We start from the raw sequence: 26,243 nt of genomic DNA, 5'->3' as shown, positions 1-26,243 counted from the left end.
GGCGGGCTGACGCGCGAAAAGCGCTCAGTCCAATAGCAGGAAGTGCGGCTTATCCGCGTCACACTGTGGGCAGCGCCAGTGCGCCGGCAGCGCGCTGAAGGGAACCCCGGGCGGGATTTGTCCCACCTTGTCCCCCTGTGCCGGATCGTACACCCACCAGCACAGGTTGCACTCCAGCCGGGCATCGTCCGCGATCGTCTGGGCGTAGCCGCGCTCAAACATGGGCCACCTCCTCCAGCCAGCGGCAGACGTCGCCCAGACGCTGGGCCGAGTCGGCCAGATCCTCCGGCGCCGCCAGCACCAGCTCCGGCAGGGTGCACACCTCATAGCTGTCGAGCAGCGTCCCCTTCAGGGTATCCAGACAGCGTACGTGCCAGACATGGCGCAGCCCCGTCGCGTCGATACGGCTCTCGCCGTAGCCAAAGGTGCGGATCTGAATCCGCCCTGCCCCACACAGCCGCGTTAAAAACAGACGATCGGCCTCGCTCAGCGGCAGCTGGGTCAGGTTGATGCTGTGGGGCTGGGCCGCCGGATCGCGCACGTGCGTCAGCAGCTCATGGGCCAGCGGCAGCCCGTTCATCAGCCCATCGATGGGCGGCGGCAGCAGCGAATCGTTCGGCAGCGTATCGGCGCTGGCCGCCTGCCACAGCGGCAGCGGTGCACAGCCCGCCTCCAGCCGGTCCTCCAGCACGCAGCCCCCCAGCAGACGGCGAACCCGCCACAGGCCACAGAAGATCGCCTCCTGGATCTCGCTTTCGCTGCCGTCCGGATGCTGAATACGCACCGAGACCTCTCCTTCGCCCAGCAGGGCGTTGAGAAAGGTCATATCCTCGTCATCCAGCGCCGACAGATCCCAGCCGATCACCTCGCCCAGGGGGGGAATCCCCTGCGCCAGCTGACTCAGTAAGCGCGTCAGCAGTGCCATGACCCGCGGGCTGTGGGCGCAGTGCTCCAGCGCCGCCATACTCGGATCGCCGTTTACCCCGCAGGTGATCGGCAGCGGGTTCATGCTAAAGCTGTCGTCATCGGGCTGGGTGCCCGGCCCCAACAGATGGAAAAAGGTCTCGCTCATCGATCAGGACTCCTGCGGAAGGGCGGATTCAACCAGCGGGCGCATCAGGGCGATCAGCTCGGCCCACGGGTGGATCCCGCTGAGTACGCCGCGCAGTTCGCCGCCGATAAACACCAGCGCTGCCGGAAAGCGACGCACGCCAAAGCGATCGCCGATGGCCTCGCTCTGATCCAGATCGGCCATCGCGATGCGCCAGTCAACCTGGGGAAACTCACGCAGCAGCTCGGCGATCATCACCGGGTTGTCGCTGACCTCCGGCGTACGGCGCGGATCGCAGCTCAGCAGCACCACGCCGTCCGGCGCCTGTGCCAGCCAGCCGTCCAGCGAATGCGCCTCTACCGGCTGCCAGCCACGCGCCAGCATGCGCTGCCACAGCGCGGAAAACGGATTGTCGTTCAACACTCCTCCTGTCCCTCCAGCGTCATCCGATACTGGCGAATGCGGACGCCCTCATAGTTCTCCATCGACAGACATTCGTAGTTCAAGCAACGGCTCTCCTCGCTCGGCTGCGGGACGATCCCCCAATCGGCCAGCTGCGTCAGCGCCGCCTGCTCCGCCGCGGGCAGCTGGGCCCGCGCCACCTCGGTCAGGCTACCGCCGTACTCATCCAGCAGCGCGGGCTGCAAACCGACCAGCGCGACATGAGACGGCATGTGACTGCGAATGTCCGCCAGGGCCAGCACCTCGGAGAAACTGCTCTGGTGCAGACTCATCTTCTTGGCGCTGAGGTAGGCCGGCACCATCTCCCCGGCGTAGGTACGCAGGGTGCCCGGCGCCAGGCCGTAGTCAATGGCATCCAGGATCAGCAGATGGCTGGCGCTTTCGACATAGCCCAGCAGGTTCAGCCCCTGGGTGCCGCCGTCGACAATCTCCACCTGATCCGGCCAGTGGTAATGGGCATACAGCCGTTCGGCCACCCGTACGCCGAAGCCCTCATCGGCCCACAGCAGGTTGCCCAGCCCCATCACCACCACGCGCTGCTCACTCATGACGCCTCCTTGTCGCGTTTGCGCTTCGGGAACTTATGACTGCGAAATCCATTGATCATGGTAGAGATAACCGTGTCGTCAGACATGATGTCTTCGCGGATGGCCATATACACATGCCCAACGATAAACGCCCCGATAAGCCACATCCCCAGGCGGTGCCAGCTGTGGATATCGATGGAGTTGCCGCCGGTCCAGTAGAAGAACTCGATCACATAGTGGAACGGGGCGAAGATGGCGTACTGGCTGTGCTCGCTGAACAGCGCGAACCCGGTGAGGATCATGAATACCGACATCAGGAAATAGCCAAACATCGCCGCCTGGGCGATGGGGTTATGGCCAATGTCACCGCTCGGGCGCTTCTCCAGAAACAGATACCAGCGGATCTCATACAGCACGCCCTGCCACCAGCTGCGGCGCCACACCGGCACCACGAACAGCTCGCGCGAGTAGCGGTTGCCGACGCAGGCCCAATAGATGCGCATCAGCAACAGCACGGTGAACAGCATCCCTGCGCTGAAATGAACCAGACGGATATAGCCCATGTAGAACAGATAGGTGGCCTCGCCGCTGACCGACGGCAGTGGCCGGCCAATGAAGTACCCGGTCACCATCAGCACCAGCATGCAGCCCACCGTCAGCCAGTGCCACAGGCGCACCGGCGCCTCGAACACATAGTGGCTGACGGCATCATCACGCGCCTCCTCGGCGCGCGGGGATGTCTTTTCACTCATCGTTCTTCTCCTTAGCGCTTAGCGTACCTGGACGGAGATCAGTTCGCTGCCGTCATCGCCGAGCACGTGGGTTGAACAGGCCAGGCAGGGGTCGAAGCTGTGCAGGGTGCGCAGGATCTCCAGCGGCTGATCGGGGATCGCCATCTGGGTCCCCATCAGCGCCGCCTCATAGGCCCCGATCTGTCCCTTGGGATCGCGCGGACTGGCGTTCCAGGTGGTCGGTACCACGCACTGATAGAGATCGATCTTCTGATCGCGGATCGATGCCCAGTGGCCCAGCGCACCGCGCGGCGCCTCGGTAAAGCCGATACCGCGGCAGTGCTGCGGCCAGGTGGCCGGTTCCCACTTCTCGGTATTGGCCGTCGCCAGATTGCCGTTCTTCAGATTGGTCATCAGCTTGTCGAAGAAGTACTGCAGCTTGCCGGCGGCCCACTGCGCCTCGTGGGCGCGGCACAGAATGCGGCCCAGGGTAGACTGAATGCCGGAGAGCGGCAGCTTGAGCGATGACATCATACGATCCACCGACTCGATGGTCGCGGCATCGCCCTTGTGGTAGGCGATCAGGGTACGGGCCAGCGGGCCGACCTCCATCGGGTGACCGCGCCAGCGCGGCGCCTTGATCCAGGAGTAGCGCGCCTGCTCATCCAGCTGCAGGATATTGGTGTCGCTGCCCTTCACGTTGCCCGGGTTGTACCAGGGGTCGGTAATGCCGTCGAACGGATGGCGTCCCTGCTGCTCGTTGGGGTAGCGATACCAGGAGTGATCGACAAACTCCTGTACCTGCTGCGGATCGGCCAGATCCACCGGCAGCACGTTGGCGAAGTCGCCGTTGATCACCGCGCCGCCCGGCATCAGCAGGCTCTTCTGGCTGAAGTCGTTGGCGATGTCCGGGAAGGCGCCGTAGCTCAGCACGCTCTTGTCGGACAGACCGGTGCCGATCTGGCTCCACGGCTTGTTAAACAGGCCGATGGCCAGCGCATCGGGGATCATCACGTTGTTGATAAAGTCGGCGGTGCGGGTAATGATCGACTGCACCAGATTGAGGCGCTCCATGTTGATCGCGCCGACCGCGCCGCTCTGATCGATGTTGATGGCGCAGGGCATGCCGCCGACGATCCAGTTCGGATGCGGGTTCTTACCGCCGAATACCGTGTGGATCTTGACGATCTCACGCTGGAAATCGAGGGCCTCCAGATAGTGGGCAAAGCCCATCAGGTTGGCCTCCGGCGACAGCTTGTACTGCGGGTGCCCCCAGTAGCCGTTGCGGAAGATCCCCAGCTGACCGCCCTCCACGAACTTTTTCAGGCGGTTTTGCACGTCAAAGAAGTAGCCCGGCGACGACATCGGCCAGGAGGAGAGGCTCTGTGCCAGCTGCGAGGTGGCGCGCGGATCGGCCTTCAGGGCATCCAGCACGTCGATCCAGTCCATCCCCGCCAGCTGATAAAAATGCACCAGATGGTCGTGGCACCACAGGGTGGCCAGCATGATGTTACGGATGATATTGGCGTTGTCCGGCACCTTGATGCCGATGGCATCCTCGATGGCGTACACCGACGCCAGGGCGTGCACCCCGGTGCATACCCCACAGATACGCTCCACAAACGCCCAGGCGTCGCGCGGGTCACGCCCCTGCAGAATGATCTCCAGTCCGCGGAACATGGTGCCGCAGGAGACGGCGTTGGTAATGATGTTCTGATCGTTGATGTTCACTTCGCAGCGCATGTGCCCTTCGATGCGGGTGATCGGATCCACCACCAGGCGACGGCCGGCATCGCTTAACGTATATCCTTGGGTTTGATACTGGTAACTCATGCCTGTTTATCCTCATTGCCCGGCTGTTGTTGTTCTGCCTGTGTCAGCTGCTGGTTGTGGCGTTTACGCTGATTGACGGCGCTGGCCACCGCATGTACCCCTACCCCGGCGGCGACCACGCCCAACGCGGTCAGGCCGACGGTATCGGCGGTAGAGTGGGTCCCCATCTGAGGGATATCGACCACCCGGCTGTAGAACGAACCGCGATCCCAGAAGCCATTCTCTGCGCAGCCCAGGCAGCCGTGGCCGGACTGGATCGGGAAGGATACGCCGTCGTTCCAGCGGGTGGAGGAGCAGGCGTTATAGGTGGTCGGCCCCTTACAGCCCATCTTATACAGGCAGTATCCCTTACGGGCGGCGTCGTCATCCCAGCTCTGGACGAACTCACCGGCGTCGAAGTGGGCGCGGCGGTAGCACTTATCGTGAATGCGCTGACCGTAGAACATCAGCGGACGCCCCATGCGGTCAACGTCCGGCAGACGGTCAAAGGTCACCATATAGGTGATGATGGCGCTCATCACGTCCGGAATCGGCGGACAGCCGGGCACTTTGATGATCGGCTTGTCGGTGATCACCTTGTCGATGGGCGTCGCCTGGGTCGGGTTGGGACGGGCGGCCTGCACGCAGCCCCAGGAGGCGCAGGTCCCCCAGGCGATGATGGCGCTGGCGCCGGCGGCGGCCTTCTTCAGCTTTTCAATAAACGGACGGCCGCTGCTGATGCAGAACATCCCCTGCTCACCCAGCGGCGGATTTCCCTCCACCGCCAGAATGTACTTGCCGTGGTAGCGGGTGATGATGTCGTCGAATACCGCCTCGGCCTGCGTCCCGGCCGCCGCCATCAGGGTATCGTCATAATCGAGAGAGATCAGCGAAAGGATCACATCCTTGGCCAGCGGATGCGAAGAGCGGATAAAGGATTCGGTACAGCAGGTGCACTCCAGACCGTGGATCCAGACGACCGGAATGCGCGGCTTATTCTCCAGCGCCCAGGCAATCTTTGGCGCCATCCCTGCCCCCAGCCCCAGCGACGTGGCGGCCAGACTGCAATACTTGAGAAAACTCCGCCGGGTCACTCCCTGACGGCGCATGGCTTGGTAAAAGGTATCCTCGTTATTCATAACGCACGTCTCTTCTCCTTGCAGCACCGGCGGGTGTACCGGGCGCGTTTGGTCGGCCGGCGACGTCCCCCAGCAAGGCAAGCCATCGGATCGCGCGCGCGACGCGAACGCGAAAATAACGATCGCCCTTCCCTTTGCACTGGCGTACGCCGTCAGGTGATATTGTAAAAAAAGTGTAGCCAGTTTTTTGCTAAAAACAATATAGAAACTATGGATATGTCTTTTTACGATGTTTTCTGAACTATTTACCTCTCTTTCCAGCGGCGACGCTTTTTTCCCTCTGGCGACAAGCACTTTTCGCCCTATCGTGGCCGTTAGACGCCGCGGGAAATCCCCATTATTCCGCGCCCGCTAGCGCATTCGATGTGCATAAATCCCCATCCGCGCGCAAATTACCCACTGCGACAATATCAATAAATGAATGTCACTCATGTAATAATTAATTTATGGACGATAATTGGCGAATAACAGAGACCGGCGCGAGACACCATCATTCAATTTACTCATTTCCCTTACACGTCAATCAGCTAAATTAACGCAAGCGTTAACGCCGATAAAACCGACGCGCCGGTAAGCAACGCTACAAAAACGTATTCGAGGATTAATTTTACTAATAGTGATAAATATCACAGTATCCCGCTACCACCAACTTACACTGACTCTGTTTTTTAAACGGGGATATGTCCGGCAGCGATTGCCAAACATAGACCGGCAAGGAGTTCAATAATCCACGCTGTGGTGAACTCAGTTGAGTGTATTTCCTGATAGCGAGAGAGTCGAAGAATGGAAAACAATAATAAAAACTGGCCACACATTCGACGTGTGACCCATATTATGATGGTGGCTCACCGCAGCTGCTTCGATTTCCACAAGTTCAACGCTCGATAACCCTCCTTCCCGACATCCGTCGCGTGCGGATCGTCACGCGCCTAATCCAGCCATACCTGTAATCTGCGCCAGGCCGCACTCGGCGGGCGTTTGGCTAGAGCTTTGCGTTATCTCTGACAATCCGTAACCGACCCGTGTCGCGACGATGGCTAAGGCCATCAGGCAGCCGTATATCCATTGGACAGTAGTGTCTTTACGACAGATTACTGTGCCCTACTGCTGCCATAAAAAATGACTTACAGCGAATTTAATTCAATTAAATTCGACGGGATGGGTTTATCCTAAATAATGTAATGAGACCAATAAAATGGAAACATTAAAAATAGCAATCAGCGACAACGTGATGCAGTGTATTAATACACAGCGAAACCTTGTGGCACTCGAAAATAGCGATCTTACCGACGTTGCCGCCGTGGTGCTGTCGGTACAGGATGCGCTGGGCGGCGCGCTGGAGAAGGTCGAGCAGAGCGCCTTTGGCCTGCCCGTCTTTGTCGCCGAGGCGTGCGATCAGCGTCTGCCGGCCGAATATCTGCCGCGCCTGACCGGCGTATTTGCCTGCGGCGATGGCAATCAGGACTTTTATGGCAAGCAGCTGGAAAGCGCGGCGCAGAAATATGAGGCCGAGCTGCTGCCGCCGTTTTTCGGCAGCCTGCAGGCCTATGTCCAGCAGGGCAACGCTGCCTTTGACTGCCCGGGGCATCAGGGCGGGCAGTTCTTCCGCCGCCATCCCACCGGCCGCCGGTTCTTCGACTACTTCGGCGAGGCCCTGTTCCGCTCCGATCTGTGCAACGCCGACGTCTCCATGGGCGACCTGCTGATCCACGAAGGCGCCCCCTGCGCCGCCCAGCAGCATGCGGCCAAGGTGTTCAACGCCGACAAGACCTACTTTGTGCTCAACGGCACCTCCTCCTCCAATAAAGTGGTGCTCAACGCGCTGCTGGCGCCCGGTGATCTGGTCCTCTTTGACCGTAATAACCATAAATCTAACCACCACGGCGCATTGATTCAGGCCGGCGCTACGCCGGTCTACCTGGAAACCGCACGCAACCCGTTCGGTTTCATCGGGGGCATCGACGCACACTGCTTTGAAGAGAAATACCTGCGTGACCTGGTGCGTGAGGTCGCCCCGGCGCGCGCCGGGGAACAGCGGCCGTTCCGCCTGGCGGTTATCCAGCTCGGTACCTACGACGGCACTATTTACAATGCCCGCCAGGTGGTGGACAAGATAGGTCACCTGTGCGACTACATCCTGTTCGACTCCGCCTGGGTCGGCTATGAGCAGTTCATCCCGATGATGAAAGAGTGCTCGCCGCTGCTGCTGGAGCTGAACGAGAACGATCCGGGGATCCTGGTGACCCAGTCGGTGCACAAACAGCAGGCCGGCTTCTCCCAGACCTCGCAGATCCACAAGAAAGACCGGCATATCAAGGGGCAGGCGCGCTATGTCAACCATAAACGGCTGAACAACGCCTTTATGATGCACGCCTCCACCAGCCCGTTCTACCCGCTGTTCGCCGCCCTGGACGTCAACGCCCGCATGCACGCCGGCGACAGCGGCAAGCGCATGTGGATGGAGTGCGTCCGGGTGGGCATTGAAACCCGTAAGCTGCTGCTGAAGACCTGCCAGCACATCCGCCCCTTCATCCCGGAGACCGTGGACGGCCGCCCGTGGGACGCCTTCGACACCGAGGAGATGGCCAACGATCTGCGCTTCTTTAACTTCATCCCCGGCGATCGCTGGCACGCCTTTGAGGGCTATGCCGAGCATCAGTACTTTGTCGACCCGTGCAAGCTGATGCTGACCACTCCGGGCATCGACGCCAAGAGCGGCGAATACCAGGCCTTTGGGGTGCCGGCGACCATTCTGGCCAACTTCCTGCGCGAAAACGGCATCGTGCCGGAGAAATGCGACCTGAACTCGATCCTGTTCCTGCTGACCCCGGCGGAGGACATGGCCAAGATGCAGCATTTGGTGGCCCAGATCGCCCGCTTCGAGCGCCTGCTGGAGCAGGACGCCCCGCTGGCCGAGGTGCTGCCGTCCCTCTACCGCGCCAACGAGGCGCGCTACCGCGGCTACACCCTGCGTCAGCTGTGCCAGGAGATGCACGACCTGTACGTCAGCCACGACGTGAAGCAGCTGCAGAAGGAGATGTTCCGCAAGGCGCACTTCCCACGGGTGGCGATGAACCCGCAGCAGGCCAACATCGCGTTCGTGCGCGGCAACGTCGAGCTGGTCTCCCTGGCGCAGGCCGAAGGCCGCATCGCGGCGGAAGGGGCGCTGCCGTACCCGCCGGGGGTGCTGTGCGTGGTGCCGGGCGAGATCTGGGGCGGCTCGGTGCAGCGCTACTTCCTGGCGCTGGAAGAGGGCATCAACCTGCTGCCGGGCTTCGCGCCGGAGCTGCAGGGGGTCTACATCCAGCAGGATGAGGATGGTCGCAAGCGCGCCTATGGCTATGTGATCAAGCAGTAACAGCCTTTACATCGACATTACCAATAAAACAAGGTTGGCGGGGGGCCGCGGCTCCTGGGTTGCTCCTGCCCGGCTCCCCGCATTTTGAGAGAGAGAAACTATGAGTACGTCTAGCGGCAATAAGATGGGCGTCGTGCAGTTAACCATACTGACGGCGGTGAACATGATGGGGTCCGGCATCATCATGCTGCCGACCAAGCTGGCTTCCGTGGGGACTATGTCGATACTCTCCTGGCTGGTCACCGCCTTCGGCAGCCTGTGTCTGGCCTACGGTTTTTCCAAGTGCGGGATGTTCAGCCGCAAGTCCGGCGGGATGGGCGGCTACGCCGAGTACGCCTTCGGCAAGTCCGGCAACTTCATGGCCAACTTCACCTACGCCATCAGCCTGGTGATCGCCAATATCGCCATCGCTATCTCCGCCGTCGGCTACGGCGCCGTGCTGTTCGACTGGCATCCGTCGCCGATCATGACCTGTATCGCCACCATCGCCGTCATCTGGCTGACCACCGTGGCCAACTTCGGCGGGGCGCGCATCACCGGGCGCATCGGCTCCGTCACCGTCTGGGGGGTGATCATCCCGGTGGTCGGTATCTCCATTCTCGGCTGGTTTTGGTTTAGCCCGAATATGTACATCCAGGCCTGGAACCCGCATCACCTCTCCTTCGCCTCCGGTCTGGGTGCCTCCATCGCCATGACCCTGTGGGCCTTCCTGGGGCTGGAGTCCGCCTGCGCCAACTCCGACGCCGTGGAAAACCCGGAGAAAAACATCCCGGTCGCCGTCTTCGGCGGCACCCTGATCTGCGCCATCGTGTATATCCTGTCCACCAACGTGATGGCCGGCTTCGTCCCCAACATGGATCTGGCCAACTCGACCGCGCCGTTCGGCCTAGCCTTCTCCTACATGTTCGACCCGACGGTCGGTAAGATCATCATGGCCCTGATGGTCGTCGCCTGTATCGGCTCCCTGCTGGGCTGGCAGTTCACCGTCGCCCAGGTGTTTAAGTCCTCTTCCGACATCGGCTACTTCCCGCAGATCTTTGCCAAAGTCACCGCCAAGGATGCGCCGATCGCCGGGATGATCATTCTGGGGGTGGCGCAAACCATCCTGTCGCTGATGACCATAAGCCCGTCGCTGAACAATCAGTTCAACTCGCTGGTTAACCTGGCGGTGGTCACCAACCTGATCCCCTACATCCTCTCCATGGCGGCGCTGATCCCGATGCACCGCCTGTACAAGATGGCCAACAAGACCCACGTGATGATCCTGCTCACCGCCATCATCGGCACCGTTTACAGCTTCTACGCCCTCTACTCCTCCGGCTCCGACGCCATGCTGATGGGGTCACTGGTCACTTTTGCCGGCTGGAGCTGCTATGGCCTGTTCGTGCGGGACAACAACACCTGCCCGAAAGACAAGATCCAACATGTTTAACTCGGAGAACGTGAAATGAAAGACATTCTGTTCCTGTGTAACCCCTCGCCGACCTTCAAGCGGATTCCGCTGGAGGAGCTGTACGCCCAGCTGCGCGATCGGAGTTTTAGCATCATCGAAAGCACCTCGGTCGACGATCTGCTGGATCTGGTGCGCAATAATGCCCAGTTGGCCGGGGTGGTCTTCGACTGGGATAGCTACAGTCTGGATCTGTGTAAGCACATCACGGCGCTGAACGAGATGCTGCCGCTGTATGCCTTCGCCAACACCCACTCCACGCTGGACGTCAGCCTAGGCGACCTGCGCATGAACATTCAGTTCTTTGAGTATACGCTGGGCGGCGCGGCCGACATCGCCGACAAGATCCGCCAGGGAACCGACGGCTACATCGATGCCATCATGCCGCCGCTGACCAAGGCGCTGTTCCACTACGTCAAAGAGGGCAAATACACCTTCTGTACCCCGGGGCACATGGGCGGCACCGCGTTCCAGAAAAGTCCGGCCGGCAGCCTGTTCTATGACTTCTTTGGCGCCAACGCCATGAAGTCCGACATATCCATCTCCGTCTCCGAGCTGGGCTCCCTGCTGGACCACTCCGGCCCGCACAAAGAGGCGGAAGAGTATATCGCCCGCACCTTCAACGCCGATCGCAGCTACATGGTGACCAACGGTACCTCCACCGCCAACAAGATCGTCGGCATGTACTCCGCCCCGGCTGGCAGCACCATCCTGATCGACCGTAACTGTCACAAGTCGCTGACCCACCTGATGATGATGAGCGACGTTATCCCGATCTACCTGCGGCCGACCCGCAACGCCTACGGCATTCTGGGTGGGATCCCCAAACGCGAGTTCACCCATGACACCATCGAGGCGCGGGTGAAAAAGACCCCGAACGCCACCTGGCCGGTGCATGCGGTGGTCACCAACTCCACCTACGACGGCCTGTTCTACAACGCGGAGTACATCAAGAAAACCCTGGAGGTAAAATCCATCCACTTTGACTCCGCCTGGGTGCCCTACACCAACTTCAACCCGATCTACCAGGGACTGTGCGGCATGAGCGGCGAGCGCGTAGAGGGTAAGGTTATCTACGAAACCCAATCCACCCACAAGCTGCTGGCAGCGTTCTCGCAGGCATCCATGATCCACGTGAAAGGCGACTTCAACCAGGAAACCTTTAACGAAGCCTACATGATGCACACCTCCACCTCACCGCACTACGGTATCGTGGCCTCCATCGAAACCGCGGCGGCGATGATGAAGGGCCACGCCGGTAAACGCCTGATCGATGACTCTATCGCGCGTGCCATCCGCTTCCGTAAGGAGATCAAGCGCCTGCGCAGCGAATCCGACGGCTGGTTCTTCGACGTCTGGCAGCCGGACAATATTGACCAGGTCGCCTGCTGGAAGCTGGACCCGAAAGAGTCCTGGCACGGCTTTAAGGGCATTGATGACAACCACATGTACCTCGACCCGATCAAGGTCACCCTGCTGACCCCGGGGATGAACCCGGACGGTACCATGGCGGATGACGGCATTCCGGCCTCCATCGTAGCCAAGTACCTGGACGAGCACGGCATCATCGTCGAGAAGACCGGCCCGTACAACCTGCTGTTCCTGTTCAGCATCGGCATCGACAAGACCAAGGCCCTGAGCCTGCTGCGCGCGCTGACCGACTTCAAACGGGCCTATGACCTGAACCTGCGCGTGAAGAACATGCTACCGTCGCTGTACCGTGAGGATCCGGAGTTCTATGAGCACATGCGGATCCAGGAACTGGCCCAAGGCATCCACGCGCTGATCCTGCACCATAACCTGCCGGATCTGATGTACCGCGCCTTCGAGGTGCTGCCGACCATGGTGCTGAACCCGCACGACGCCTTCCAACAGGAGCTGCGCGGCCAGGCCGAAGAGGTCTACCTCGACGAGATGATCGGCAAGGTCAACGCCAACATGATCCTGCCGTACCCGCCGGGCGTGCCGCTGGTGATGCCGGGCGAAATGCTGACGGAGGAGAGCCGGCCGGTGCTGGAGTTCCTGCAGATGCTGTGCGAAATCGGCGCCCACTATCCGGGCTTCGAAACCGACATCCACGGCGCCTATCGTCAGGCCGACGGGCGCTATACGGTGAAAGTGCTCAAGCAGTAGCGTCTCTTGTGCGGAGCGCCGCGGTGCCCCGCAGTAACCTTCTGCATTTTCCTGCCTGAAGACGGCTGCGCGTAGGAGGCGCCGCAGCGGCGCCGGGGGAAAGGAAGAGATTCCCCCTCACTATTTATCCACCCTTTCTGACGCGACGTGCCGTCGCCGCGTCATCACGCCGTCTCCCGAGCCGCGGCGCAGGCTTTGCCTGCCGCGGCTCATCTCTCCGGCGTGACATCGGCTGACAAGCCCTGATGCCGACGGACGGACACCGCTAAAGCCTCCTATGCCCTTTACGGTGGCCCCCGTCCGTCGGCACTTTTTTTCCCCGCCCAAGATCCGGCTGCGCGGTTGGCGCCCCCACAAATAATAAAACATCATTTCAAATTAATTGAATTGGCAGACCAGCATCAGTAGACTAGCCAGAGATTCGCGGACGGATTCGCGCTGCGGGCCGCGCCTGCGGCGACAATTCCCGCCCTTCCTTTGGGTTACGATGTAAGGATATGTTGTGAAAATTGCACTCATGATGGAAAACAGCCAGGCCGCCAAGAACGCGGCGGTGCTGAACGAACTCAACGCCGTGGCACAGGACGGCGGGCACCAGGTCTATAACGTCGGCATGTGCGACGAACAGGATCACCATCTGACCTATATTCACCTGGGGATCATGGCCAGCATCCTGCTCAACGCCCGCGCGGTTGACTTTGTGGTCACCGGCTGCGGCACCGGTCAGGGCGCCCTGCTCTCCCTCAACGCGCACCCCGGCGTCGTCTGCGGCTACTGCATCGATCCGGCCGACGCCTTCCTGTTCGCCCAGATCAATAACGGCAACGCCCTGTCCCTGCCGTTCGCCAAGGGCTTTGGCTGGGGCGCCGAGCTGAATCTGCGCTATATCTTTGAAAAGGCCTTCGCCGGCGAGCGCGGCCAGGGCTACCCGCAGGAGCGCCGCGAACCGCAGGTGCGCAACGCGGCGATCCTCAACCGGGTAAAGGCGGCGGTGATCAAGGACAACTATCTGGATACCCTGAACGCTCTCGATCGCGATCTGGTCAAAACCGCCGTCGGCGGCGCGCGTTTCCAGCAGTGCCTGTTTGAGCAGGGGCAGGATCCGGCGATTATCGACTATGTTCGCAGCCTGCTGGCCGCGTAACCGAGCCGCATCGTCAAACAACAGCGCGGCCGATAGGCCGCGCTGTTGTTGCTCTCTGAAGCGCAGGGGCGACATCAGGAAGGATTACGACTCCAGCGCCAGACGCGCATCGACGTGCGGCAGACGCGGACGCGCCACCCGCAGCGAGCAGCACAGGGTCACCAGCAGCAGGCCGAAAATCAGGTAGAAGGTAGCCAGGAAACCGCCGAACAGCGCCGCCACGATCGAACCGATGATGCTGCCGATGCCGAAGCCAAGGTAAATCACCCCATAGTTTTTGGTCAGGTTGTTCAGGCCAAAGAAGTCGCTGACCAGCGACGGATAGACGGTAATGGTGCCGCCGAAGCTGAAGGCGACGCAGGCGACCGCTAGGTAAAACAGCGTCTCATTGAGCGGCACGAACAGCAGCAGCGCCATCCCCAGCAGGGTCACCAACTGCGCCAGCGAAATCACCCGGATACGCGGCATCTTGTCCGACAGTACCCCCAGCGCCAGCCGTCCCCCCAGATTCGCCACGGCGATGATCGCCACCGCCCCGGCGGCGACGCTGCCAGACAAGTGCGCCAGATGCTCACCGATATCTTTGGCCACCCCGATGACGTACAGCCCGCTCATGCAGGCGGAGAGGAAGATCAGCGCCAACACCCAGTACTGTGGCTGACGCATCGCCTGCGCCAGGGTGAAGTCCACGCGGCGATCCTGACCGTCCACGGCGGCGGCGCTGTCCTGACGCGGCGGCGCGTCACGCATCAGCAGGCTCCCCAGCAGCACCATCACCATGGCGATCGCCCCCCAGTAGGTGAAAGCCTGGGACAGCCCGGCGTGGCTCAGCAGCAGGCCGTTGATAAACTTAAAGCCCAGGCTGCCCAGCCCATAGGCGCCGATAGCGCAGGCGGAGACCAGCCCCTTCCGCTGCGGAAACCACTTCACGCAGTTGGAGAGGGTCAACAGATAGCCGGCGCCGTCCGCCAGCCCCACCAACACCCCGGCGCACAGGTACAGCATCACCAGGCTGTTGGCGTGGGCGGTCAGAAAAAAGCCGATCCCCAGCGCAATTCCCGCTCCCTGCGTCACCCGGCGCACCCCGAAACGCTCCTGCAGCTTGCCCGCCAACGATGAGGCCAGCGCCAGCGCCAGACTGAGCAGGCCGAAGGTAAAGGCCACCTGACTGACCGGCTAATCCAGGCGCTGCGACAGCTGGGCGTTAAACAGGCTCCAGGTATAGACCGAGCCGAGGGCAAACTGGGTGATGACCGTACCGATCAGCGTCAGTACGCGGGTACGTTGGCGGGAATGCGGATCCATAGTTACCTCGTGAATGTCAGTTGGCGGCAGCGGCGGGCTGCCGAATACTGGGCACTATAGGCGCACACCCGCGCGAGGCGGGCGAAAAAGGCATGAGATGCACGATGAGAGGAATGAAATGCAGCCCATGGGGAATAGAATGCAGGCTATAAACGCATCAGCTGGCGGAAGGCTTTGATGTTGCTGCGGCTAACGGGCACTTCGAACGTCAGATCATGCAGGTGGATCAAGTAGGTGCTGTTAAACCAGGGCACGATCTCGCGGATCTTATCGATATTCACGCAGTAAGAGCGGTGACAGCGGAAGAAGCGCTCCGTCGGCAGCCGGCTGATAAACTCGCTCAGGCTCATCGACAGGACAAAGCGATCGTCGCGGGTGTACACATAGGTCAGCTTCTCATCCGCCTCGGCGTAGTAGATCTGCTCACAGGGGGTGACGATGATGCGCTCCCCCTTGGTCAGGTTGACCGTCGCCGCCGGCGCGTTGACCTCGACGCTCCCGGGCGCCGGGCGCAGCGCCTGCTGCTCCAGCTGCTGCAGCACCTGAACGATGCGCGCCTCGTTATAGGGCTTGAGGATATAGTTGAACACCTCCAGCTCAAAGGCCTCGGCGGCAAACTCCTTATGGGCGGTGACAAACACCACCGCCGGTCCCCCCTCGCCGCGCTGCTGGCCCAGCAGGTTACGCGCCAGCATCATCCCGTCGATGGAGGGGATCTGAATGTCGAGAAACACCGCGTCCACCCGGTGCCCCTGCAGGTATTTGAACGCCTCCAGGCCATCCTCAAACTGCGCCAGCACCCGGATCTGGCTGTGACGCCCGATCAGGTAGGCCAGCTCCTCTCGCGCCAGGTATTCGTCCTCCACAATGATCGCCGTCAGCATGCGCTCCTCCCGGATTTCGGCAAATAGAAACAGACCTCGGTTCCCGGCTCCAGGCGGCGGATATGCAGCCCCTCGCCATACAGCAGCAGCAGGCGCTGCTGCACGTTACCAAGCCCAATGCTGTCGCCGCTGGACTCGCCGTTCGCCACCTGGGCGATCACCGCCTGGCTGATGCCGTAGCCGGTGTCGCGCACCGCAATGCGCACCCGCGTCGGCTCATCGCGCACCTCAATGGTCACCTGCCCCGGCCCGCTGCGCGGCTGAATGCCGTGCAGGATGGCGTTCTCCACCAGCGGCTGCAGCAGCAGGCTGGGCAGCGAGATCGATACCGGATCCAACGCAAAGGTCACGTTCAGCCGGCGGCCGAATCGGGCCTGCTCAATAGCGATGTAGTTGCGCACCTGCATCAGCTCCTCCTGCAAGTCGATCAACCTGTCGCCGCGCGCCAGGTTATAGCGCAGGTAGTCTGCCAGCGAGGCGATCAGCTGACGCGCCTGATCCGGATCCATGCGGATCAGGGATGAGATGGCGTTCAGCGCATTAAACAGAAAATGGGGATTGATCTTGCTCTGCAGCGCGCTGAACTCCGCCCTGCGCGTCCCTTCGCGCAGCTGCTCCGTGCGCGCCACCGCCATCTGGGTAGACATCAGCTGCGACAGCCCCACCGCCAGCTCGCGCAGCGCGCCGCTGATCCGATAGCGGCGATGGTAGTAGATCTTCAGCGTCCCGGTCACCGCCTCCTGCTGCTCGCGCAGCGGAATGATGATCACCGAGTGAAAGCCCGACAGGCTATAGCTGCTCAGGTTATTGTTCAGCAGGATCTGGCCACTCTCCACCGCCTCGCGCGTCAGCTGACCGATAGCGTGATGCCCCTCCAGCGGATACTCCTCGCGCCCGGCGCCGGCGTAGGCCAGCACATCCTGGGTGTCGGTGATCGAGACCGCATCGGCGCCGATCTCGCGGCGGATAATCTCGCACACCGACTCGAACGCGCTGCGGGTTATCTGGCGAAAGTAGGGCAGCGTCTGGTTGGCGACGTCCATCGCCAGCTTGGCCTGACGCGCGGCGATCAGCTCCTTCTCATCGTTGAGATCCTGCACCAGGCGGATGATCAGACCGATGCAGGTCGCCCCAACGATCATCGGCACCCCGATCTGATCGACGATAGCGATCCCTACCGCGTGGGGCTGGGTCAACAGCAGGATCAGCAGCATGGTCAGCCCCTCACAGGCCATGCCGGCCAGAATGCCGTACAGCCACAGGCGCGAACGGCGTACCCGGTAGTGGATCAGCGTCGCCAGCAGCCCCGCCGCCACGCTGCTCAGCAGACAGGGCAGCGAGGTGTAGCCATCCACATCGATCAGATAGCGGTGCAGTCCGGAGACGATCCCGGCGGGAATGCCCACCCAGGGGCCGAACAGGATCCCCCCGGCGACGATGGCGATAATGCGCACGTTGATCAGCGCCCCCTCGACCCGCAGGCCGGTGTAGGTGCTGAAGACCGCAAAGGCGCAGAACAGCACCGACACGGTGGCCAGCTCAGTGGCCGAATGCTTCTGCTTCTGCAGCAGCGACTGAAACGGGCGGATGCGGGTGAGGAAAAACAGCATCATCAGCATCAACGCCGCCCGCTCAAACACGGCCAGCAGCCGCAGGATATCACTGAACACGCCACCACCTCGGCAGGCAATACGGCCCCATACGGCCGAAAGGGATCTCCGTAAGAGGGGCACAGAACGCGGCCCCCTTACGCCTCAGGCCGGCGTCCGTGCGGCGTTAAACTGCGGCAGCCACTGCCGCTGGGCGGCGAACAGCGCATCGAACATCTGTTGGATCTGCTCCAGGGTACAGACGGCGGCGGTCAGCGGATCGAGGGAGAGCGCATAGCGCGCCGCGTCCAGATCGCCGGTCAGCGCCGCCTGCACCACCAGCTCCTGCACCGCGATATTGCTCTTGCACAGGCTGGCGCACTGAGTCGGCAAGCGCCCCATCGTCTGGGGGTGCAGGCCGTCGCCGTCCACCCAGATCGGCACCTCTACCACGCACTCCGCCGGCAGGTTCTCCACCAGCAGCCCCTGCGGCTGACGGTTGGCCATATTGCCGTTGATACGGATGCGCTCGCCGCTGAGCTGCGCGGTGATCAGCTTGGGCGCGTTGAGCATGTTCGGCGCGATAACGAAGGGACGCTCGCCCGCCAGCTGAGCATCGATCTCCGCCTTGCCGGCGGCGTGCACCTGCTCCTCCAGCGCCAGCAGATTCCAGCGCTGCGGCAGGAAGCGATCGATCATCTGTGGGTTCTTGCGGAAGTAGGGCAGATAGTCGCTGCAGTGCCAGTGGTTCTCGGTACACCACAGGCCGAAGAAGCGCAGCACCTCGCAGCGGACCAAATCGGCCTGACGGGTAGGTTCGTCGTCCGCCAGGGCGCGTACCCTTGGTAACAGATCCTCGCCATGGCGCGACAGCGCCGTGATCCAGGTCATGTGGTTGATCCCGGCAAAGCCATACTCAATATCCGCCGGGACCTCGTGGTACATCAGGCGCTGCCAGCGCTGCGGCGTGGAGGGGTGGTCAACCCACGGCCCCAGCCCAAGATAGCCGACCAGCTGCGCCACGGTATAGCGCACCCCGTAGCACAGGCCGATGCTGCGCACGCCGCTGGCCTCTTTGGCCGCCCAGGTCAAGGGGGCCAGCGGATTGGCATAGTTGATGAACAGCGCCTGCGGACACAGATCCTCCATATCGCGCAGAATATCCAGCATCGGGGGAATATGGCGCAGGGCGCGGAAGATACCGCCCGGCCCCAGGGTGTCCCCCACCTCCTGAATCACGCCGTAGCGCGCCGGAATCTCCATATCCAGCCGCCAGGGCGCCAGCCCGCCCACCTGAATGGCGTTGATGACAAAGTCGGCGCCGCGCAGCGCGCTGCGTCTGTCGGTGGTGTGGCGCACCGTCACCGGCACCCCCGACTGCGCCACCATCATACCGATCAGGCGCTGGCTGCGCGCCAGCACCTGCTCATCCAGATCCATCAGGATGATTTCGCTGCCGGCCAGCACCGGGCTGGACAGCAGGGCGGAAATGATCTGACGCGAAAACATAATACTGCCCGCGCCGATCAGGGTGATCTTGCTCATTACATTGCCTTAATCAATACGCTGCGCCGACGGCGCAGCCTTAACGCCGTCGCGGGCGGCGCTGCAGCAGAGAGCCATGCACCACCAGCGCCGCAAGAATAATCACGCCGTACACCAGACGGGTCCAGAAGCCGTCCAGACCGGCGCTGATGATCCCGGCCTCCAGCATGCCGATAATGCAGGCGCCGAACAGGCTGCCCATCAGCGAACCGCGCCCGCCCAGCACCGAGGTGCCGCCGATAAACACCGAGGCGAACACCAGTAGCATGTAACCCTGCCCCTGATTCGGCCACCAGCTGCTCATCTCGACGCTGAGCAGTACCCCGACCAGCGCGGAGAGAATGCCCATCACCATAAACAGCCAGAAGCGGGTGGCGTTGACCGGCACCCCCATCAGACGCGCCGACTCGGGATTGTCGCCGATGAAGTTGATCTGATCGCCGAAGCGGTGACGCGCCAGATACAGCCACATCACCAGCGTCACCAGGAGCCCCCACAGGCTCTGCGCCGGCAGCCAATCGCCCAGGCGCCCCACCAGCAGGGTTGATAGCCCATCGTCGCGCAGCGTCGGCAGGCTGATCGCCAGGCCGTTGGCCAGCACCGTCGACAGACCGCCCAGAAAGAACTGAGTGCCGATGGTGGCGATAATCGACGGGATATTGAGGCGCACCACCAGCAAGGCGTTCAGCAACCCACACAGCAGACCGCTGACCACTGCGCCGCCCAGCGCCAGCGGGGCAGAACCGGTATGCTGATACAGCCAGGCGAAGACGAAGCCCCCCAGCGCCACCACCGACGGAAAGCTCAAATCTATCTCGCGGGCGATGATCAGCAGCGTCATCCCCAGCGCCAGCAGCACCGTCAGCGGAATGGTGGAGAGCAGCGAGGTATAGATCCGCGCGTGCAGAAAGGTCACCGGGCTGATGGCGGCAAACAGGCTCCACAGCAGCAGCAGGATAAACCCGGTCAGCAGCGGCGCCCGGTGACGGGTAAAAAACAGTTTCATCGACTCATGACCTCACGGCATCCAACAACGCCTGCTGCAGGCTGGCCAGCGTCAGCTGATCCTTACGATAGGCGGCGACGATAGCGCCGCGATCCATCACCACGAAACGGTCCGCCACCCGGTAGGCGTCGGCCATGTTGTGGGTGATCAGCAGGCAGGCTCTCCCCTGGGCGCGCAGCTGCTCAATAAAGCACAGCACCTTCTCCACCTCCCCCAGCGACAGGGCGGTGGTCGGCTCATCCAGGATCACCAGGCGGGCGTCGAACAGCATGGCGCGCCCGATGGCTAACCCCTGGCGTTCACCGCCGGAGAGCTGGCCGACCAACGCATCGACGTTGGCGCCGACGCCGCGAAAGTTGAGCTGACGCAGCAGCGCCTGCGCCCGCTGTCGCTCCGCCCGCTCGTCGATAAAGCCCCAGCGGTTGCGCAGGTGACGCCCGAGGAACAGGTTGCGCCACAGCGACTGCCCCAGCCCCAGCGCGCCGTTCTGGTACACGGTCTCGATCCCCTGGCGGCGGGCCCCCAGCACGTTGTAGCGCCGCCCGTCGACCGCCTGCCCCGCCACCTTCAGCGTACCGCTATCGAAGCGCTCGGCGCCGGCGATCGCCCGGATCAGGGTCGATTTGCCGGCGCCGTTATCCCCCAGCAGGGCAACCACCTCGCCGGGGAACAGCTGAAAGTGAATATCGCGCAAGGCGTGAACCGGGCCGAACCATTTGTTCAGCCCGATCAGTTCCAGCGCAGGCTGCGTCATCAGCGCAGACCCTGGCTGGCCAGCGGGGCGATCAGACCGATATTCTCTTTAGAGACAAACCCGGCGCCGGTGTTGATATCCAGACCGGAGAAGCCATAGCGCTTGCTCAGGACGATCTGCACCACGGAGAAGTAGCCCATCAGGTAGGGCTGGGCATCGGCCACCAACTGTACATAGCCGGACTTAATCGCCTCGGCGGTCGCCGGCGACAGGCTGAAGCCGGCCACGTAGACCTCGCCCGGCTTGATCCCGGCGTTGCGCATCAGGTTGCCCATCTGCGCGGTCAGGGCGCCGTGATCGACCAGCACCATCTTCACGTCCGGGTGGGTCGCCATATAGGCGGTAAAGGCCGGCGCGCCCAGAGAGGGATCTTTATCCACCTCCGGTGAGATCTGCAGGAAGTCGACCTTCACCCCGGCCTGCTCCAGCCCCTTGATCAGCCCCAGGGTTGACTCACTGCGGGCGGCGCGATCTTTAAGCCCCCACACCAGCGCGCGATCGCCCGCCTTCAGCCCGCTGCGGCGCACCGCCTCTTTGGCCAGGCGCAGACCGCGCACCGCGTTGTTATCGCCAACGTAGCCGAAGCCCTTGCTCTGCTCGGCCGCCATGGTGCCCGGCAGCTCGGTGTCGATGGAGGTCACCAGGATCCCCTTATCGATCGCTTCCTTGATTAACGGCTGATAGGCGGTATCGCCCGGCAGGCCGATCACCACGATGCCGGTCGGCTTGGCCGCCAGCGCCTGCTTAAAGTTTTCGATCATCTTCTGCGGCTGCCAGTCGGAGTAAACCAGACGCAGATCGACGCCCAGATCCTCGGCCGCCTGCTTGGCCCCGTTCTGCACCACCGTCACGTAGGACTCGCCCACCGGGCCGCCGACGTCGAACCAGATGCTCATATCCTTACCAGACTGCGCGGCAAACGCCGGCGAAGCCACGCAGGAGACGGCCAGCAAACAGGTCACAGCCCAACCTTTAATCCTTTGAGAAACACCCATCATTATCACCTTTATTATTAGCAGGGTATGACGGCCGCCGCAGGGGCGGGCGCCACCAGGCCGCAGTCGGGGACGAGGAGAACAGCGGGGACAACGGCGTCGCTGTCGTTTTTCGTCACATCCATTTACGCGGGGCAAATATAGTAGGCGTTTTTATCCCTCAGCTAAAGCCCATCCGCACCGCCCAGGCGATACCACTCTGGCGGTGTCTGCGGTAGACTGTTAATAGGGATCGCCCGCGCCGCGTCAACCTCTGCGGAAAAAACGCCCACCGTGCGGCGACGCACGCCGCGGGTGAGCGCCCGATAACATAATCGATAAGACAGCCGATAAGATAATCATGTATCGCCGTGGGGCGGGCGGATACTCGCCCAGGCCCGGCCATTTTCACCATTTAAGGAAACGACCATGTCCAAATCACGGGCCGCCATTCTGGTTGAGCGAATTAAGGATGCGCTGAAGGGCAATAAACTGCAGACCAGCGAAATCAACGTCCATCTGGTGGAAGACAGCTCCTTTGGCCCGGTCAAGATCGTCATGTTCCTGTGGAGCGTGGCGGACAACGATATTAATGCCGACATCGTCGCTCAGGAGGTGCTATTTCACCTGAAAGACGACGATATCTATGTCTCATTCCATAAGACCCGCCGCCGTGACGGCGAGCGTCTGCTGACCGTCACCCAGCCGCTGGAGCCGAATAACCCCAAGTACAGCTACGGCAATCTGCGCGGCTTCACCTCGCTGTGGCTGATCCAGGCCACCGGCGCCGAAAAACTCAAGCAGGCGCGCGACGGCCAGGGCAACGACGGTCGCATCATCCGTCGCTAAGCGATAGCCTTACTGTCCCGCACTCGGCGCGGCAAAATCGTAGCGGGCCAGCACCGTCTTGCTCTGTCCGTTGGCGTCCGTCTCCGCGATCCCCAGCCCAACCGCCTCTAGGGTTTGCGCGCCAAAGCGCTGACCATCATGCTGCATAAACTGGCTTAGCGCCGCATGGTCGCTCTGCGCCAGCAGGGTGATGTGGGGATCGAAGTGGCTGAACACATTCGGGCTGCCATAGCGGACAAAGGCCGCCTTCTTCTCCGGATAGGCTTTCACCCAGCTCGGCAGCGGTGCGCCCTTATCACGATAGGGTGACAGCCGGCGCACCAGCGTATCCGACAGGCCCTGCAGCTCCCGACTGTTCTTTACCGCCACCATCAGCCAGTCGCCGCGCGTCTGGACCAGGTGGGTCAGACGCAGAGGAAACGCCCGCTGACGCTGGCTGAGCGCCGCGACCTCCTGCTTCAGCCGCGGCAGGGCATCGGGCCCATACTCGGCCAGATACAGCGTGACATGGGGCTGAAACCCCTGCGCCGCCAGGCTGGTCAAATGATACTGCCCCAGCTGCGCCGTGGTCTGTGCCAGCAGGGTCTCCATCCCGTCGCTGGGAATAATGAATACATCATAGCTCTTGCTCTTGCTCGCCCCCCAGGCCGCCCCCGTCAATGCACACAGCAGCACAGCGCCGCCCAACCGATAACCCATCGTCTCGCCTCCCCTCGGATCGTCATACGCTGCGACCGCCCGGCGCTCAGGCGACGCGGGCGACCCCGTTTATCCCCGCTATCATCCCTGCCCCTCAGCGGCAAAAATGAGATCGCACTCAAGAAACGGACCGCGCTATATGTATATTGCAAAAACAGGGCTGCTCCCGATCGATATTGGCGCCGGCCTCGACGGTCGTCATCGCCTCCCTCGCTGGAGACCTCCCCGCGCCGGTTTCCCGCTCGGATCCGCCGCACCGATGCCCTGACCACCAGCGCTCCGTACAGCAGCCGCGCGCCATACGGCGCCCAAGGTCGCCGCCGCCGCGGCTGCAGCACCTGCACCGCCTCGCTCCCCAGGACATCGCGCGAAACGTGCACCGCCGTCAGCGGCACATCCAGGATCGCCGCCAGCGTAAGCTCGTCAATACTCATCACCGACACACCCTGTGGTACCCGCGGCCCGCCCTGGCGCAGCGCGCCCAGCTTATCTGTCAACCATCCCCTAGGGAAATTAAACAGGGCATAGGCCATGCCCCAGACAAAAGAGATATCGCCGTTCGGCGCAAGACTACAGTGCCAATCTTTCTGAAGCGCCGGAATCCACACGGCGAAGTTAACCCTATCCATAGCATTAATCGCGATGACGATAACCATCGGCAATATAATTAAGTAACGCCGCCGGATCATAAACACGTCTGAGATATGGATCGTGATCCCCCGGCGCCGCGCTATCGTTGATGACAAAATGCAAATTCACGGATAACACCTCCCCCGCGTTATTTCAACAAATCCCATTTTGCTAGGCAAAATGTGGCGACAAACCGGGGATAAATATCCGCGCCCCGAAACCGGGCGTAATACGATGGCGGGGCTCCGACAATAAAACCCGCCGGCCGGTACAGGTTACGTTTATCTTTATCGGCGCATACTGTCTATCACCCGTTCATTCCCCCTGAGGAGAGCAGACATGTTCAGCGCAGCATCAGACGACCCCCCATCGTTCGGCAACGCGACGGAATGACGATTCTGAACACCCGCTCATGCGTAGGTAAGAATAGTCAGTCCACGCGCCGCATATTGCCCGGCGCGACGTCAAATTATTTTTAACCTATACGCTTAATCGAGGTGTAGTATGTGGTATATCGATACATTATTCCCTGGCTATATCGGCTCACCGGTGGTCAACCGGACATCGAGCGCCTCTACATTTGATAGCGCCGACGATCATCATCCCCAGCGGGATACTACGCCGGCGTCTGGCCGGAACTCGACGCTGGGTGCCGCGATTCGCGCATTTTCAAAGAGAATGGCGGAAAAACGCCGGCAGCGGATTATTGATCAGGTCGACGCATTAATTCCCTAACCACAGCCAGGGCGCATTCACTGCGCTATCCATCGCGCAGTGAATGACTGCGGTATTCGCGGCAGCGGGGGATTATCCGCCCGCGGGGCGGCGGCCATCGGCCGCCTCACTTCAGCACAAAGTCATACTGAATGCCGCCCTTAATATCCCAATAGTTCAGACGATCGCCCAGGTGGCTGCCCGGGCGTTTCTCCCGCGTACGGTCGGCGGCGATAAAGGCCGTCAGCCCCGCCAGCGGGCCGGAGGGTATGCGCCCGGAGACGCCGCCGAGCAGGCCGATCCCCTGCACCCGCACCCGCTTTTCCGATGACTCCCAGCCGTCGGTGTAGATCGGCGCCAGCATCAGGCTAATATTCGGCAACGGGCTGTAGCTCAGCCCCACCTGATAGGACCACATCCCCTCATGGTTACGATCCATCGACAGGGAGAACGGGTAGCCGATATCGGTATTAACGGCGTATCCCAGATTATGGGTCACTTTCTCAAACGCCGCCGACACTCCCCAGCGCCCCACTTTCCACGCCGCCGAGGCAGAAGCAATAATGGATTCATTCGGTTTCCCCGCCCGTCGGCTCATCCCGTCCAGGCTGGCATAATAGAAGATGGCATCGTACTGTAGCGCGGTATCATTCTGCAGCGTCTGAGTATACTTCAGGGTACTGGAGGCCTGCAGGGCCACATCGGACTGATAAGACACCCCGGTGCCAAACTGGCTGTTGTCATCCCGGTAAACGGCGGCGACCGCCCCCAGCGGACGATGCACATCGTATTCCCCGGTCTGTGGGTTGAACACCCCTTCATAGCGAATCCCTTTATCGGCATCGAAGGCGGTAAAGACCCGCTGGCGGTATAGCATCCATAAATCGAGGCGATCTGTCAGGGCAAACTGCCCCATTGCCCCCTCTGACACCACCGGCAGGGTGCGGTTAGAGGCGCCGTCGATCATCGGCACCGAATAGGGCAGACTGCCATACAGCGCATCGGTGCCGAAGCGCCCGATTTTCAGCTTGCCATACTCCCCCAGCTTCACCTTTATCGCCCCCAGGGCATAGCCAAAGCTATCGTGGCCGTCGAGATAAAAACGGCTGGATGCGCTGGCGCGGGTGCCCAGTTTATACACATAGTAGGCCCCCCCTCGATGCCGATAATATCGTGGTAGTAGTGGCTGTTCGCATCCAGCATCACCCCCTGCACCCAGGCGTAGACATCCCGCCCGTCCCCGGCGCTGGGCTTATCGGCCCGGCGCAGATCGTTACGTAGGCGCAGACGGATATAGTCCTCTTCATCCTGTAGCGCGGCGGCGTAGCCCAGAGACGACGTCATCACCGCGCCCAATAAACCAAGGCATATTATTTTAATTTTCATTTTTATATCCCGGTGAAAAATAATATAAAGTGGCATGTTTATTTATTGCGGTGCCGGCAGACTATTTCTCAGAAAATAGCCTGCCGATACGTCATACCGCG

23 protein-coding genes and 2 pseudogenes are annotated in these 26,243 nt (G+C 61.6%); 7 read left to right on the top strand and 18 right to left on the bottom strand.

Features of this window, described 5'->3' with window-relative positions; all coding sequences use genetic code 11:
* Positions 1-24 precede the first annotated feature (24 nt).
* From QY76_RS05355 to hyaA, 7 genes are read right to left on the bottom strand one after another with little or no spacing between them, the layout of a single operon-like run.
* Positions 25-222, bottom strand: coding sequence for a rubredoxin (locus QY76_RS05355; protein WP_034165855.1), 198 nt, complete (start codon positions 220-222; stop codon positions 25-27).
* Positions 215-1,072, bottom strand: coding sequence for a hydrogenase expression/formation protein (locus QY76_RS05350; protein ID WP_045426674.1), 858 nt, complete (start codon positions 1,070-1,072; stop codon positions 215-217). Before QY76_RS05350 ends, QY76_RS05355 begins: the two co-directional genes overlap by 8 nt.
* A 3-nt stretch (positions 1,073-1,075) precedes the next feature.
* Positions 1,076-1,474, bottom strand: coding sequence for a hydrogenase-1 operon protein HyaE (gene hyaE / locus QY76_RS05345; RefSeq protein WP_045426671.1), 399 nt, complete (start codon positions 1,472-1,474; stop codon positions 1,076-1,078).
* A complete protein-coding gene (hyaD, locus tag QY76_RS05340; RefSeq protein WP_045426668.1) occupies positions 1,468-2,061 on the bottom strand; it encodes a hydrogenase 1 maturation protease in 594 nt (197 codons plus the stop codon). The genes hyaE and hyaD overlap by 7 nt, the downstream gene beginning before the upstream one ends.
* Complete coding sequence (gene hyaC / locus QY76_RS05335) at positions 2,058-2,792, bottom strand: Ni/Fe-hydrogenase b-type cytochrome subunit (RefSeq protein WP_034165851.1); 735 nt, start codon at positions 2,790-2,792, stop codon at positions 2,058-2,060. The genes hyaD and hyaC overlap by 4 nt, the downstream gene beginning before the upstream one ends.
* 18 nt (positions 2,793-2,810) lie before the next feature.
* Positions 2,811-4,604, bottom strand: coding sequence for a Ni/Fe-hydrogenase large subunit (gene hyaB, locus QY76_RS05330; protein ID WP_045426666.1), 1,794 nt, complete (start codon positions 4,602-4,604; stop codon positions 2,811-2,813).
* Positions 4,601-5,722: a hydrogenase 1 small subunit gene (gene hyaA / locus QY76_RS05325; RefSeq protein ID WP_034165849.1), complete on the bottom strand. Its 1,122-nt coding sequence runs from the start codon at positions 5,720-5,722 to the stop codon at positions 4,601-4,603. The genes hyaB and hyaA overlap by 4 nt, the downstream gene beginning before the upstream one ends.
* A 783-nt stretch (positions 5,723-6,505) precedes the next feature.
* Here hyaA and speFL point away from each other — a divergent pair.
* From speFL to QY76_RS05305, 5 genes are all read left to right on the top strand, one after another.
* Positions 6,506-6,610 (top strand): leader peptide SpeFL, encoded by a 105-nt coding sequence (gene speFL, locus QY76_RS18410; RefSeq protein WP_015462313.1) that lies wholly within the window; start codon positions 6,506-6,508, stop codon positions 6,608-6,610.
* A gap of 307 nt (positions 6,611-6,917) precedes the next feature.
* Complete coding sequence (speF, locus tag QY76_RS05320) at positions 6,918-9,080, top strand: ornithine decarboxylase SpeF (RefSeq protein ID WP_049648767.1); 2,163 nt, start codon at positions 6,918-6,920, stop codon at positions 9,078-9,080.
* 100 nt (positions 9,081-9,180) lie between these two features.
* The gene (gene potE, locus QY76_RS05315; protein WP_034168430.1) at positions 9,181-10,512 is read left to right on the top strand and encodes a putrescine-ornithine antiporter; all 1,332 of its coding nucleotides are present in this window, start codon (positions 9,181-9,183) and stop codon (positions 10,510-10,512) included.
* A 15-nt stretch (positions 10,513-10,527) separates the two neighbouring features.
* Complete coding sequence (locus tag QY76_RS05310) at positions 10,528-12,663, top strand: lysine decarboxylase CadA (RefSeq protein ID WP_034164754.1); 2,136 nt, start codon at positions 10,528-10,530, stop codon at positions 12,661-12,663.
* A 502-nt stretch (positions 12,664-13,165) separates the two neighbouring features.
* A complete protein-coding gene (locus tag QY76_RS05305; RefSeq protein WP_034164755.1) occupies positions 13,166-13,807 on the top strand; it encodes an RpiB/LacA/LacB family sugar-phosphate isomerase in 642 nt (213 codons plus the stop codon).
* A gap of 84 nt (positions 13,808-13,891) precedes the next feature.
* Here QY76_RS05305 and QY76_RS05300 read toward each other — a convergent pair whose 3' ends face one another.
* The 8 genes from QY76_RS05300 to QY76_RS05270 form a co-directional block, all read right to left on the bottom strand.
* Positions 13,892-14,971 carry an OFA family MFS transporter gene (locus tag QY76_RS05300; RefSeq protein ID WP_235439450.1) on the bottom strand — a complete coding sequence of 360 codons (1,080 nt, stop codon included), beginning with the start codon at positions 14,969-14,971 and terminating at the stop codon, positions 13,892-13,894.
* A gap of 12 nt (positions 14,972-14,983) precedes the next feature.
* Positions 14,984-15,112, bottom strand: coding sequence for a hypothetical protein (locus QY76_RS19565; protein ID WP_256379293.1), 129 nt, complete (start codon positions 15,110-15,112; stop codon positions 14,984-14,986).
* A gap of 146 nt (positions 15,113-15,258) precedes the next feature.
* A complete protein-coding gene (locus tag QY76_RS05295) occupies positions 15,259-15,993 on the bottom strand; it encodes a LytTR family DNA-binding domain-containing protein (RefSeq protein WP_200901076.1) in 735 nt (244 codons plus the stop codon).
* On the bottom strand, positions 15,990-17,615 hold the full coding sequence (locus tag QY76_RS05290; protein WP_045428222.1) for a LytS/YhcK type 5TM receptor domain-containing protein: 1,626 nt from the start codon (positions 17,613-17,615) through the stop codon (positions 15,990-15,992). The genes QY76_RS05295 and QY76_RS05290 overlap by 4 nt, the downstream gene beginning before the upstream one ends.
* Before the next feature lie 135 nt (positions 17,616-17,750).
* Positions 17,751-19,130, bottom strand: a complete 1,380-nt coding sequence (locus QY76_RS05285) for an alpha-glucosidase/alpha-galactosidase (protein ID WP_034164758.1) — start codon at positions 19,128-19,130, stop codon at positions 17,751-17,753.
* A gap of 40 nt (positions 19,131-19,170) precedes the next feature.
* Positions 19,171-20,136, bottom strand: a complete 966-nt coding sequence (locus tag QY76_RS05280; protein WP_034164759.1) for an ABC transporter permease — start codon at positions 20,134-20,136, stop codon at positions 19,171-19,173.
* A gap of 4 nt (positions 20,137-20,140) precedes the next feature.
* A complete protein-coding gene (locus tag QY76_RS05275) occupies positions 20,141-20,890 on the bottom strand; it encodes an ATP-binding cassette domain-containing protein (protein ID WP_034164760.1) in 750 nt (249 codons plus the stop codon).
* Positions 20,890-21,885, bottom strand: a complete 996-nt coding sequence (locus tag QY76_RS05270) for a substrate-binding domain-containing protein (protein ID WP_045428202.1) — start codon at positions 21,883-21,885, stop codon at positions 20,890-20,892. Before QY76_RS05270 ends, QY76_RS05275 begins: the two co-directional genes overlap by 1 nt.
* Before the next feature lie 408 nt (positions 21,886-22,293).
* Here QY76_RS05270 and QY76_RS05265 point away from each other — a divergent pair, with 408 nt between their 5' ends.
* Positions 22,294-22,713: a hypothetical protein gene (locus QY76_RS05265; RefSeq protein WP_012849837.1), complete on the top strand. Its 420-nt coding sequence runs from the start codon at positions 22,294-22,296 to the stop codon at positions 22,711-22,713.
* Positions 22,714-22,722: 9 nt separating this feature from the next.
* On the opposite strand, the gene QY76_RS05260 is transcribed toward QY76_RS05265, so the two are convergent.
* The gene (locus QY76_RS05260) at positions 22,723-23,412 is read right to left on the bottom strand and encodes a 2'-5' RNA ligase family protein (RefSeq protein ID WP_045428205.1); all 690 of its coding nucleotides are present in this window, start codon (positions 23,410-23,412) and stop codon (positions 22,723-22,725) included.
* A gap of 194 nt (positions 23,413-23,606) precedes the next feature.
* Positions 23,607-23,897 (bottom strand): annotated as a pseudogene (locus QY76_RS19170) (substrate-binding domain-containing protein); the annotation flags it as partial.
* Between the two features lie 649 nt (positions 23,898-24,546).
* Between QY76_RS19170 and QY76_RS17670 the strand changes: the two are divergent.
* Positions 24,547-24,777: a hypothetical protein gene (locus QY76_RS17670; RefSeq protein ID WP_012849841.1), complete on the top strand. Its 231-nt coding sequence runs from the start codon at positions 24,547-24,549 to the stop codon at positions 24,775-24,777.
* A gap of 106 nt (positions 24,778-24,883) precedes the next feature.
* Here QY76_RS17670 and uidC read toward each other — a convergent pair.
* Positions 24,884-26,142 (bottom strand): annotated as a pseudogene (gene uidC / locus QY76_RS05250) (glucuronide uptake porin UidC).
* Positions 26,143-26,243 lie beyond the last annotated feature (101 nt).

The sequence above is a fragment of the Edwardsiella sp. EA181011 genome (genome assembly GCF_000800725.1).
GTDB classification, from domain to species: Bacteria; Pseudomonadota; Gammaproteobacteria; order Enterobacterales; family Enterobacteriaceae; genus Edwardsiella; species Edwardsiella anguillarum.
The sequence above is the reverse complement of the archived record's forward strand: the minus strand, read 5'-3'. Positions and strand labels throughout refer to the sequence as shown.

Excerpts from the sequence above, each read along its gene's own strand:
- QY76_RS05285 (WP_034164758.1), bottom strand. The coding sequence starts at position 19,130 with ATGAGCAAGATCACCCTGATCGGCGCGGGCAGTATTATGTTTTCGCGT.
- hyaB (WP_045426666.1), bottom strand. The coding sequence starts at position 4,604 with ATGAGTTACCAGTATCAAACCCAAGGATATACGTTAAGCGATGCCGGC.
- QY76_RS05280 (WP_034164759.1), bottom strand. The coding sequence starts at position 20,136 with ATGAAACTGTTTTTTACCCGTCACCGGGCGCCGCTGCTGACCGGGTTT.
- hyaC (WP_034165851.1), bottom strand. The coding sequence starts at position 2,792 with ATGAGTGAAAAGACATCCCCGCGCGCCGAGGAGGCGCGTGATGATGCC.
- QY76_RS05275 (WP_034164760.1), bottom strand. The coding sequence starts at position 20,890 with ATGACGCAGCCTGCGCTGGAACTGATCGGGCTGAACAAATGGTTCGGC.
- QY76_RS17670 (WP_012849841.1), top strand. The coding sequence starts at position 24,547 with ATGTGGTATATCGATACATTATTCCCTGGCTATATCGGCTCACCGGTG.
- QY76_RS05290 (WP_045428222.1), bottom strand. The coding sequence starts at position 17,615 with ATGCTGATGATGCTGTTTTTCCTCACCCGCATCCGCCCGTTTCAGTCG.
- QY76_RS05265 (WP_012849837.1), top strand. The coding sequence starts at position 22,294 with ATGTCCAAATCACGGGCCGCCATTCTGGTTGAGCGAATTAAGGATGCG.
- hyaA (WP_034165849.1), bottom strand. The coding sequence starts at position 5,722 with ATGAATAACGAGGATACCTTTTACCAAGCCATGCGCCGTCAGGGAGTG.
- QY76_RS19565 (WP_256379293.1), bottom strand. The coding sequence starts at position 15,112 with ATGGATCCGCATTCCCGCCAACGTACCCGCGTACTGACGCTGATCGGT.
- speF (WP_049648767.1), top strand. The coding sequence starts at position 6,918 with ATGGAAACATTAAAAATAGCAATCAGCGACAACGTGATGCAGTGTATT.
- QY76_RS05260 (WP_045428205.1), bottom strand. The coding sequence starts at position 23,412 with ATGGGTTATCGGTTGGGCGGCGCTGTGCTGCTGTGTGCATTGACGGGG.
- potE (WP_034168430.1), top strand. The coding sequence starts at position 9,181 with ATGAGTACGTCTAGCGGCAATAAGATGGGCGTCGTGCAGTTAACCATA.
- QY76_RS05350 (WP_045426674.1), bottom strand. The coding sequence starts at position 1,072 with ATGAGCGAGACCTTTTTCCATCTGTTGGGGCCGGGCACCCAGCCCGAT.
- QY76_RS05310 (WP_034164754.1), top strand. The coding sequence starts at position 10,528 with ATGAAAGACATTCTGTTCCTGTGTAACCCCTCGCCGACCTTCAAGCGG.
- speFL (WP_015462313.1), top strand. The coding sequence starts at position 6,506 with ATGGAAAACAATAATAAAAACTGGCCACACATTCGACGTGTGACCCAT.
- QY76_RS05355 (WP_034165855.1), bottom strand. The coding sequence starts at position 222 with ATGTTTGAGCGCGGCTACGCCCAGACGATCGCGGACGATGCCCGGCTG.
- QY76_RS05270 (WP_045428202.1), bottom strand. The coding sequence starts at position 21,885 with ATGGGTGTTTCTCAAAGGATTAAAGGTTGGGCTGTGACCTGTTTGCTG.
- hyaD (WP_045426668.1), bottom strand. The coding sequence starts at position 2,061 with ATGAGTGAGCAGCGCGTGGTGGTGATGGGGCTGGGCAACCTGCTGTGG.